The organism is Streptomyces hirsutus (genome assembly GCF_001418415.1).
In the GTDB taxonomy this organism is placed as follows: domain Bacteria; phylum Actinomycetota; class Actinomycetes; order Streptomycetales; family Streptomycetaceae; genus Streptomyces; species Streptomyces hirsutus.
Window position 1 is genome coordinate 41,281 of the sequence record NZ_LIQT01000189.1, and the last position, 9,688, is coordinate 50,968.

Consider the following 9,688-nt stretch of genomic DNA (forward strand, 5'->3'; position numbering starts at 1 on the left):
CCGAAGTTTCGCCGTTGCGCGGCGGTGGCTTCGCCGGTCCGGACGGTCTCGCCGAAGAGGGCGGGTGCGGCAGGACCTGCTGCGCCGGGAGCCGTCGATCGCGGACCGGACGCCGGCCTCGTCCCTCGTAAAAAGCCGTGGCTCCGCCCGCCCACCCCTCCCTACACTCGGCAACGAGCAGGAGCCGCCTCGATGTGGGGTTGCGCGTGCGAGACCGTGAGGGGAGTCCGGCCATGCGTGACCACACTGCCGCAGCCGCTCTCCGGACCCGGTCCGTCCGCTCCGAGGTGCTCCTCGTGTCCTCGGCCGTCCGGTGCCCGCTGCGCGGCCGGTACCGGATGCCGTGACGGGACCGCGTTATTGACGACCAGTCAATTCGCATGGTGATGACGGTTCTCGGACGCTCATGTGTCCCCGTCGTCGACCACGGGTCTCGTCCGGGAATCGCGCTGCCCTGTCACAGAGCACCGAAAGGCCACGGGCCATGCGCAACCTCCGGCACGCCAACCCCCTCGCCGCCGTCCGCAACCTCGGCATCCTCGCCCACGTCGACGCCGGCAAGACCACCGTCACCGAGCGGATCCTGTACGCGACCGGCACCACGCACAAGCGGGGCGAGGTCCACGACGGCACCACCGTCACCGACTTCGACCCGCAGGAGCGCGACCGGGGCATCACGATCTTCGCCGCCGCCGTCAGCTGCGCCTGGGACGGTCACCGGATCAACCTGATCGACACCCCCGGGCACGTCGACTTCGCCGACGAGGTCGAGCGCTCGCTGCGTGTCCTCGACGGCGCGGTCGCGGTGTTCGACGCGGTCGCCGGCGTGGAGCCGCAGAGCGAGTCGGTGTGGCGGCAGGCCGACCGGCACGGTGTGCCGCGTATCGCGTTCGTCAACAAGATGGACCGTGCCGGTGCCGAACTGGACGCCGCCGTCGCCTCGATCCGTGAACGGCTGCACCCGGTGCCGTTGGTCGTGCAGTTGCCCATCGGTGCCGAGGACGCCTTCACCGGCGTCGTCGACCTGGTGCGCCTGCGCGCCCTGACCTGGACCGACGACGGCACGGACGACGACACCGACGACGACACTGCCGCGGCCGCCCACGAAGGCCCCGTGCCGGACGACCTGCGAGAGGAGGCGAACCGCCGGCGCCGGCTCCTCGAGGAGGCCGTGTCCGAGCTGCATCCGGCCGCACTGGAGGAGTTCTGCGCCGCGGGTTCGCTCGGCACCGGTACGCTCACGGCCGCCCTGCGCAACCTCACCCGCAGCGGTGAGGGCGTCGTCGTGCTGTGCGGCTCGGCCTACCGCAACCGCGGGGTCGAACCGCTGCTGGACGCCGTCCTCGCCTACCTGCCCTCGCCGCTCGACGTGCCGCCCGTGCGCGGGACGCACGACGACGGCGGTGAGCAGGAACGGGCCGCCGACCCGGAAGCACCCCTGGCCGCCCTCGCGTTCAAGGTGAACGCCACGGCCACCGGACGGCTGACCTACCTGCGCCTGTACTCGGGAACGATCGAGAAGGGAGACACCGTGTGGGACGCGACCGCACGCCGCACCGAGCGCATCGGCCGCATCCTGCGGGTCCGGGCCGACCGGCACGCCCCGCTGGACCGGGCGGTCGCCGGGGACATCGTCGCCGTCGTCGGGCTGAAGTCGGCGCGTGCCGGCTCCACCCTGTGCGCGCCGTCCGCCCCACTGGTCCTCGAACCTCCCGGTGTCGCCGAGCCCGTCGTCTCCGTGGCGGTCGAGGCGCGCCGGGGCACGGACACCGGGCGACTGGCATCGGCACTCGCGCGGCTCGTCGAGGAGGACCCCTCGCTGGTGGTACGGACCGACCGGGAGACCGGCCAGACGGTGCTGTCCGGCATGGGCGAACTGCACCTGGAGGTCGCGGTGGAGAAGATCCGGCGCGATCAAGGACTGGCCGTCAACGTGGGCCGCCCCCGGGTCGGTTACCGGGAGACCGTCGGACGTGGGGTGTCCGGCTTCGTGTACCGGCACGTCAAACAGGACGGCGGGGCGGGACAGTTCGCCCACGTCGTGCTCGACGTCGAGCCGCTGGACACCCCGGACTCCGGGTTCGAGTTCCGCTCGGCCGTCGTCGGCGGGCGCGTGCCGCAGGAGTACGTCCGTGCGGTCGAGGCCGGCTGCCGGGACGCCCTGGCCGAGGGGCCGCTGGGCGGTCATCCGGTGACCGGTCTGCGCGTCACGCTCACCGACGGGGCCACCCATGTGAAGGACTCGTCGGACACCGCGTTCCGTACGGCGGGCCGGTTCGGTCTGCGGGACGCCCTGCGGGCCTGCGCGACGGTGCTGCTGGAACCGGTGGTCGAGGTCACCGTCACCGTGCCCGAGGACGCGGTGGGCGGGGTGCTCGGGGATCTGGCCGCCCGCCGCGGCCGGGTCACCGGTTCGGACACCCGGACGGGTGGCACGGCCGGCACCGCGACGGTCACCGCCACCGTGCCGCTGGCCGAACTGTTCGGCTACGCGACCCGGTTGCGCAGCCGCACCCAGGGCCGCGGCACCTTCACCGCCTGCCCCACCGGGTACGCGCCGGCGCCGGCGTCGGAACCTTCGCCCGCGTCCGCGCGGTAGTCGGTACATCCGGTAGCCGGTAGCCGGTAGCCGGTAGCCGGTAGCCGGTAGCCGGTGCGTGCGGTGCGTGCGGTGCGTGCGGTGCGTGCGGTGCGTGCGGTGCGTGCGGTGCGTGCGGTGCGTGCGGTGCGTGCGGTGCGTGCGGTGCGTGCGGTGCGTGCGGTACGCGCGGTGCGTAGGGACGGCGGGCCCTCCCGGTCACTCACCCGGGAGGGCCCGCCACCGGCGTGGTACCGGTGCCCGCCACGACCGCCGGCGCCGGTCGGAGCGGGCACCGGGCACCGGACGCCGGGATCAGGGGTAGGACACCACCTTCGACGGCACGGTGTTCGTGCCCGACGTGGGCGCGCCGGTGTTGTTGATGACGCACTCGTACTGCCCGTTGCCGCTGAGCGACACGACCAGCAGGTGGTGGAAACGGACACCCGAGCGGTTCGGGGCGGCGAAGCCGTGGTGCTGCACGATCGTCGGGTTGACGTTGTAGTAGCAGTAACTCCCCATGCCCCAGCCCTCGTGGGTGGTGACACGGTCGTCGACCTTGTACGCGGCGTAGCCCTTGATCGAGCCGTTCTGGATGGCGGCCTGGTTCGGGGCGTCGTACGCCTTCTCGTTCTGGAAGAAGATCGTGCGCCCGCGTTCGCCGTTCCACTGCACGTCGTACTTGTTGAAGTGTTCCACGAACAGGCCGGTCGCCAGGACGTCGTGGCCGTTGACGACGACGCCGTAGTCGCAGCGGTTGGTCTCCCAGCCGACGCCCTCGCCGTGGTCGGCACGCCAGATCCAGGTGTGGTCGACGATGGTGTGCCGGGCGTTGATCACCATGCTGGTGGTCGCCTTGCCGGGGCCCGCGCCGCCGATCCGGATGAACACGTCCTGGACGGTGATCGGGTCGGCGGAGTGGTCGCGGGAAGCTCCGTTCGGGCCGATCTCCACCAGGGTGCGGGAGTTGACCGGTCCGGCGTCGACGAGGAAGCCCGCCAGACGTACGCCGTCGACGTCGGCCACCTGGAGTGCGGTGGCGCCGTTGTCGGGGATCAGGGTGGCGTAGCCGAGACCGAGGACGACGGTGCCCGCCCGGTTGACGCGGATCGGCTGGTCGATGTGGTAAATGCCCGGTGTCAGCAGCAGGTTGAGGCCCTGGTCGAGCGCCTGGTTGAGGGTGGCCGCGGAGTCGCCGGGCTTCGCCACGTAGAAACGGTCCAGGGGCAGTGAGGTGCCGCGCGGAGTACCGTTGCCCCAGGTGACGCCACGTGCGTCGCGGCGCAGCGCGGGCAGGAACACCCGGTAGCCGGCGCCGTCCAGGTACAGGAACGGCTTCTCGCGGGAGATCGGTGTCCGGGCGAGCGTGGTGTACGGCGGCTCCGGGAAGCTCTGCGCGGGGGCGCCCTCGACACCCGAGAACACCATGTTCCACACGGCGTTGGTCCATCCGCCGACCGAACTGTCCCGGGTGTACCACTGCTGCTGCGAGTACGGGCCGACCACGCCGTCGATCCGGCTGTCGGCGATGTAACCGCCGCTGGCCCAGCCGTAACCGGCGGGCGCCAGGTTGAGGCCGCCGCGGATGTGCATCCGGCGGAACGGGGCGGCCTGGGCGACCGCCCAGCGGTTGGTGCCGTTGACCGGGACGAGGGCCAGGTTCTCCGCCGACCGCCAGAAGTTCTGCGTGGCGTTGCCGTCGAACCAACCGGCGTCGACCGTCACGTCGCCGTTGATGGTGGTGTCGTCGGGGGAGAGTCCGAGGCCCGAGATCGAAGTGTAGAAGCCCAGTTGGGCGTTGAGCCCGTGGTAGGTGCCCGGCTTGAAGAAGAACTGGTAGCGACCCGGGCCGAACTGGTCCGCCTCCTGCCGGGCGAAGACCTCGTCCAGCTTCGCCTGGATGCCCGGGGTCGACGGGTCGAAGACGATCACGTTCGGGCCGAGATCGCCGCCGGCCTGCAGCCGGATCTGCTTCCCGCGCTTCTTCGCGGCGTCAGGGGCGGCCGGCGCGGTGGGGGCGGTCTGCGCGGCGGAGGCGGTGGTGGTCAGTGCGGCCAGTACGGGTACGGCGGCTGCGGCTCCGAGCACGGCCCGGCGGCGGACGGCGGCGCGGGGGCCGTCGGCGGGCGGCTGGGCGGAGGGGGAGTCGGAGGTCATGGGCGGCTCTCCTGGTTCAGGAAGTGAACGGTGTGGGGGAGGTGGGAGCGCTCTCTCGCCGCTGATAGTTCATCCGTGGAACAGATGAGTCAAGAGGTGCGGCGAGAGTTGGGTGACTCCGTCCAAACCCTTGACGCCGCCCCTTCGGAGGGTTTAACTCACGTCCTAAATTAAGTCATGAGTCGCCTTCCCGGCGTCCCCCTGAGTCCCTCCTTGCGTCTCCGTTGCACTCTCCTCGCACATCTGCCCTCGCGGAAAGGCACACCAGAAGCCATGCGCAGCATCCGAGCCGCGGCCACAGGCGCCGTCATCCTGTCTCTCGCACTCACCGCCACGGCCTGCGGCGGCGGATCCACCACGGACGGCGGGTCCAACGACTCGCCCAAGGAGCTCACTTACTGGGCCTCCAACCAGGGCGCCAGCGTCGAGATCGACAAGAAGGTGCTCCAGCCCGAGCTGGACAAGTTCGAGAAGCAGACGGGCATCAAGGTCAAGCTGGAGGTAGTGCCCTGGTCCGACCTGCTGAACCGGATCCTCACCGCGGCCACCTCCGGCCAGGGACCGGACGTGCTCAACATCGGCAACACCTGGTCCGCCTCGCTCCAGGCGACCGGCGCGCTGATGCCGTGGGACGCGAAGGCCTTCGACAGGATCGGCGGCAAGGACCGCTTCGTCGACTCCGCCCTCGGCTCCACCGGCGCCGAGGACCAGGACCCGGCCGCGGTACCGCTGTACTCGATGGCGTACGCCCTCTACTACAACAAGCAGATGCTCGCCGACGCCGGTGTCGACGCGCCTCCCGTCACCTGGGACGAGCTGGTCGCCGCCGGCAAGAAGGTCTCCAAGGGCGGCAAGTGGGGGATCGGCATGGAGGGTTCGAACCCCTCCGAGAACATCCACCACGCCTTCGTCTTCGCCCAGCAGCACGGCGCCGACTTCTTCACCGCCGACGGCAAGCCCGACTTCACCAACGACGGTGCCGTCACCGCGGTCAAGCAGTACGTCGACCTCATGGCCAAGGACAAGATCATCGCCCCGGGCAACGCCGAGTATGCCCAGAACCAGTCCGTCAGCGACTTCGCCAAGGGCAAGACGGCGATGCTGCTCTGGCAGTCCGCGTCCGCCAACCTCAAGTCCCAGGGCATGGCCGACGATTCCTACGGCATCGCCCCCGTGCCCGTGCAGTCCGGCACCCCGGGCGCGGGCAAGCAGGTCAACTCGATGGTCGCCGGCATCAACCTCGCCGTCTTCAAGAACAGCGACAACATCGACGGCGCCACCGACTTCGTGAAGTTCATGACCAGCGACGCCGAGCAGAAGATCCTCAACACGGCCTACAGCTCCATACCGCCGGTCAAGGCGGCCCAGGAGGACGCGGCTTTCAACTCCCCTGCCAACTCCGTCCTGAAGGACACCCTCGCCCAGAGTGCCGTGGCCCTCCCGCAGGTCCCCGACGAGTCCCAGTTCGAGACCGCCGTCGGTACGGCGATCAAGGACCTGTTCGCCGACGCCGCCGGCGGCCGCGAGGTGACCACCGCATCGGTCGAGGCTGCCCTCACCAAGGCCCAGCAGCAGATGCCCAAGAAGTGAGCCCCGACACCGCCATGACCGCCACTGCCCCCGCAGCGGAGGCCGCCGCGCGGAAGACCTCCCCCGGTGCGGAGCACGGCCCCCGCCGCCGCACCGGGCGGATCCGTCGCATCGGACTGCCCTACCTGCTCCTCCTGCCTGCCCTCCTCCTCGAACTCCTCGTCCACCTGGTGCCGATGGTGATCGGCATCGTGATGAGCTTCAAGGAGCTCACCCAGTTCTACATCCGCGACTGGGGCGCCGCCCCCTGGGCCGGCCTCGACAACTACAAGGTGTCGGTCGACTTCGACGCCCCCGTCGGCCAGGCACTGCTCCACTCCTTCTTCGTCACCCTCGCCTTCACCGTGCTGTCGGTCGGCCTGTGCTGGCTCATCGGCACCGCCGCCGCGATCTTCATGCAGGACACCTTCCGCGGCCGCGGCCTGCTCCGCGCCCTGTTCCTGGTGCCGTACGCGCTGCCGGTCTACGCCGCCGTCATCACCTGGGTGTTCATGTTCCAGCACGACAACGGCCTGGTGAACCACGTCCTGCACGACCAGCTCGGCCTCACCGACAAGCCGTCCTTCTGGCTGATCGGCGACAACAGCTTCTTCGCGCTGCTGACCGTCTCCGTGTGGAAGGGCTGGCCGTTCGCCTTCCTCATCGTCATGGCCGGCCTGCAGAACATCCCCCGCGAGCTGTACGAGGCCGCCGCCCTCGACGGCGCCGGGATGATCCAGCAGGTCCGCCGCATCACCCTGCCGTCGCTGCGCCCGGTCAACCAGGTACTGGTGCTGGTCCTGTTCCTGTGGACGTTCAACGACTTCAACACGCCGTTCGTCCTGTTCGGCAGAACGGCCCCCGAGGCCGCGGACCTCATCTCCGTCCACATCTACCAGGCGTCCTTCGTCACTTGGAACTTCGGCACCGGCTCCGCGATGTCCGTCCTGCTCCTGCTGTTCCTGCTCGTCGTGACGGGCGTGTACCTCGTCTTCACCTCGCGCCAACGGAGGCCGTCACATGGCTAGTTCACCGACGGCGGCCCGAGTGTCGCCGGCGACTTCGACCTCCCCGGCATCGCCCATGGCCCCGCCCCGCTCGTTCCTGTGGTTCCGGCGGATCTTCCTCACCCTGCTCACGGGTTTCGTGATGATCCCGGTGTACGTCATGATCTCCAGCTCGTTGAAGCCGCTCGCGGACGTCACCGGCACGTTCCGCTGGCTGCCGAGCGAGCTGACGTTCCGCCCGTACATCGACATCTGGTCCACGGTCCCGCTCGCCCGGTACTTCGTGAACTCGCTGATCGTGGCGGGCGCGGCGACCGTCTGCTCGGTGGTGATCGCGGTCTTCTCCGCCTACGCGGTGAGCCGTTACAGCTTCCGCGGCAAGCGCGTCTTCACCGTGACCGTGCTGTCGACGCAGATGTTCCCCGGCATCCTCTTCCTCCTCCCGCTGTTCCTCATCTACGTCAACATCGGCAACGCCACGGGCATCGCCCTGTTCGGCTCGCGCGGCGGCCTGATCCTGACGTATCTGACGTTCTCCCTCCCGTTCTCCATCTGGATGCTGATCGGGTACTTCGACTCGGTGCCCCGCGACCTCGACGAGGCCGCGCTGGTCGACGGCTGCGGCCCGCTCGGCGCGCTCTTCCGGGTCGTCGTCCCGGCCGCGATCCCCGGCATTGTCGCGGTCGCCGTCTACGCCTTCATGACGGCCTGGGGCGAAGTCCTCTTCGCCTCGGTGATGACCAACGACACCACCCGCACCCTCGCCGTGGGACTCCAGGGCTACTCCACCCTCCACGACGTGTACTGGAACCAGATCATGGCGGCCTCGCTCGTGGTGAGCATCCCCGTGGTCGCCGGCTTCCTGCTCCTGCAGCGCTACCTCGTCGCCGGCCTGACGGCGGGAGCCGTCAAGTGACCGACTTCCCCGTACCTGAAAGGACTTCTGTGGCCATCGACTATGCCGCCCTCCCCGAGGACTTCCTGTGGGGCACGGCCACCTCGGCGTACCAGATCGAGGGAGCCGTGGCCGAGGACGGCCGTTCGCCGTCGATCTGGGACACCTTCGCGCGCGTCCCCGGCACGATCGACAACGGCCACCACGGCGACACCGCCTGCGACCACTACCACCGCTGGCGCGAGGACATCGACCTGATGCGCCGCCTCGGCACCAACGCCTACCGCCTGTCCCTCGCCTGGCCCCGGATCGTCCCCGGCGGCGACGGCCCGGTCAACGTCAAGGGGCTCGACTTCTACGACCGGTTGACCGACGGCCTGCTCGAGGCCGGCATCACCCCGTCCGTCACCCTCTACCACTGGGACCTGCCCCAGGTCCTCCAGGACCGTGGCGGCTGGCCGGAGCGCGACACCGCCGAGCACTTCGCCGCGTACGCCTCGGCGGTCGCCGCACGCCTCGGCGACCGGGTGCACCACTGGGCGACCCTCAACGAACCCCTGTGCTCGGCCTGGATCGGCCACCTGGAAGGCAAGATGGCGCCCGGTCTGACCGACCTGACGGCGGCCGTCCGCGCCTCCTACCACCTGCTCCTCGGCCACGGCCTCGCCGCGCGAGCCATCCGCGCCGCCGCCCCCGACGCCCAGGTGGGCATCGTCAACAACCTCTCCACGATCCACGCCGCCACCGACAGCCCCGAGGACCTGGCCGCCGCCGCCCGCATGGACGGCCACACCAACCGCTGGTGGCTCGACCCCGTGCACGGCCACGGCTTCCCCGCCGACATGCGCGAGGTCTACGGAGTGGAACTCCCGGAGCGGCCCGGCGACCTGGCGACCATCGCCGCCCCCCTCGACTGGCTCGGCCTCAACTACTACTTCCCCCAGGTGGTGACGGCCGACCCCGACGGCCCGGCCCCCCACGCCGCCACCGTCCGCCGCGCCGACGTGCCGCGCACCGGCATGGACTGGGAGATCGACGCGAGCGGCATCGAGACACTGCTCCTGCGCCTGACGAACGAGTACGGCGCCCGCAAGCTCTACGTCACCGAGAACGGCTCCGCCTTCCCCGACACGGTCCGCCCCGACGGCACGATCGACGACCCGGAGCGCCAGGACTACCTGGAGCAGCATCTCGCCGCCTGCGCCTCCGCCGCCCGCAAGGGCGCCCCGCTCGCCGGCTACTTCGCCTGGTCCCTGCTGGACAACTTCGAGTGGGCCTACGGCTACGACAAACGCTTCGGCCTCGTCCACGTCGACTACGCCACCCAGACCCGCACCATCAAGGGCTCCGGCCACCGGTACGCGGACATCATCCGCGGCCCGCCGGGCTTCGCCCTCGTGCCCGCGGATGATGTCCGCGTACCGGTGGCCGGAGCCCTTGATGGTGCGGGTCTGGGTGGCGTAGTCGACGTTGACGAGGCCG

Annotated in this window: 6 protein-coding genes; 5 read left to right on the forward strand and 1 reads right to left on the reverse strand. The window is 70.2% G+C overall.

Features of this window, described 5'->3' with window-relative positions:
* Nucleotides 1-484: 484 nt before the first annotated feature.
* Nucleotides 485-2,599, forward strand: coding sequence for an elongation factor G (gene fusA, locus AOK11_RS15135; protein WP_055594235.1), 2,115 nt, complete (start codon nucleotides 485-487; stop codon nucleotides 2,597-2,599).
* A gap of 294 nt (nucleotides 2,600-2,893) precedes the next feature.
* Here fusA and AOK11_RS15140 read toward each other — a convergent pair whose 3' ends face one another.
* The gene (locus tag AOK11_RS15140; protein WP_055594236.1) at nucleotides 2,894-4,735 is read right to left on the reverse strand and encodes a hypothetical protein; all 1,842 of its coding nucleotides are present in this window, start codon (nucleotides 4,733-4,735) and stop codon (nucleotides 2,894-2,896) included.
* 273 nt (nucleotides 4,736-5,008) lie between these two features.
* Here AOK11_RS15140 and AOK11_RS15145 point away from each other — a divergent pair, with 273 nt between their 5' ends.
* The 4 genes from AOK11_RS15145 to AOK11_RS15160 all read left to right on the forward strand — a co-directional run.
* Nucleotides 5,009-6,325 carry an ABC transporter substrate-binding protein gene (locus tag AOK11_RS15145; RefSeq protein ID WP_055594237.1) on the forward strand — a complete coding sequence of 439 codons (1,317 nt, stop codon included), beginning with the start codon at nucleotides 5,009-5,011 and terminating at the stop codon, nucleotides 6,323-6,325.
* A 14-nt stretch (nucleotides 6,326-6,339) separates the two neighbouring features.
* The gene (locus AOK11_RS15150; RefSeq protein ID WP_055594242.1) at nucleotides 6,340-7,332 is read left to right on the forward strand and encodes a carbohydrate ABC transporter permease; all 993 of its coding nucleotides are present in this window, start codon (nucleotides 6,340-6,342) and stop codon (nucleotides 7,330-7,332) included.
* A gap of 55 nt (nucleotides 7,333-7,387) precedes the next feature.
* On the forward strand, nucleotides 7,388-8,227 hold the full coding sequence (locus tag AOK11_RS15155) for a carbohydrate ABC transporter permease (RefSeq protein WP_055594238.1): 840 nt from the start codon (nucleotides 7,388-7,390) through the stop codon (nucleotides 8,225-8,227).
* Nucleotides 8,228-8,256: 29 nt separating this feature from the next.
* Nucleotides 8,257-9,688: GH1 family beta-glucosidase (locus AOK11_RS15160; protein WP_240497355.1), on the forward strand; the 1,432-nt coding region annotated here is incomplete at its 3' end.

Bases quoted from the DNA above. Each gene is read 5' to 3' on its own strand.
- AOK11_RS15150 (WP_055594242.1), top strand. From the start codon at position 6,340: ATGACCGCCACTGCCCCCGCAGCGGAGGCCGCCGCGCGGAAGACCTCC.
- AOK11_RS15155 (WP_055594238.1), top strand. From the start codon at position 7,388: ATGGCCCCGCCCCGCTCGTTCCTGTGGTTCCGGCGGATCTTCCTCACC.
- fusA (WP_055594235.1), top strand. From the start codon at position 485: ATGCGCAACCTCCGGCACGCCAACCCCCTCGCCGCCGTCCGCAACCTC.
- AOK11_RS15145 (WP_055594237.1), top strand. From the start codon at position 5,009: ATGCGCAGCATCCGAGCCGCGGCCACAGGCGCCGTCATCCTGTCTCTC.
- AOK11_RS15140 (WP_055594236.1), bottom strand. From the start codon at position 4,735: ATGACCTCCGACTCCCCCTCCGCCCAGCCGCCCGCCGACGGCCCCCGC.